This is a genomic window from Bacillus pretiosus (genome assembly GCF_051294775.1).
In the GTDB taxonomy this organism is placed as follows: Bacteria; Bacillota; Bacilli; order Bacillales; family Bacillaceae_G; genus Bacillus_A; species Bacillus_A wiedmannii.
Genome location: NZ_JBPPHF010000351.1, coordinates 1 through 293, shown reverse-complemented (window position 1 = coordinate 293; position 293 = coordinate 1). Strand labels below are relative to the sequence as shown.

The following is a 293-nucleotide window of genomic DNA, read 5'->3' as shown; positions in this document are numbered from 1 at the left end:
GCTATTGATTCGAATAGAAAACACCTAAATTATAACGACCCGTTTGGGCTGCTTTCGATTCCTTTTCATCCTCTAGTATACTTAAGGCAGATATTAGATATTCTTCTGCCATACCATGCTGATCAAGTGTAATAAGGGACATCCCTATTGTATTTTTACAGGCTCCAACCTTCGCATGAAACGAATGTATCTCTTTATCTTTTTCGAAGTATGCTAGGGCATTCGATGTATGTTTCACCGCTAAAGTGGGTTGTGATAAATAATAATGGTACAAGCCTACTCTATATTGAAAC

The 293-nt window shown here is 37.2% G+C and carries 1 pseudogene; it reads right to left on the bottom strand.

From position 1 onward, the window contains the following. Position 1 precedes the first annotated feature (1 nt). Positions 2–293: pseudogene (locus ACSG5Z_RS31220) on the bottom strand (response regulator aspartate phosphatase); the annotation flags it as partial.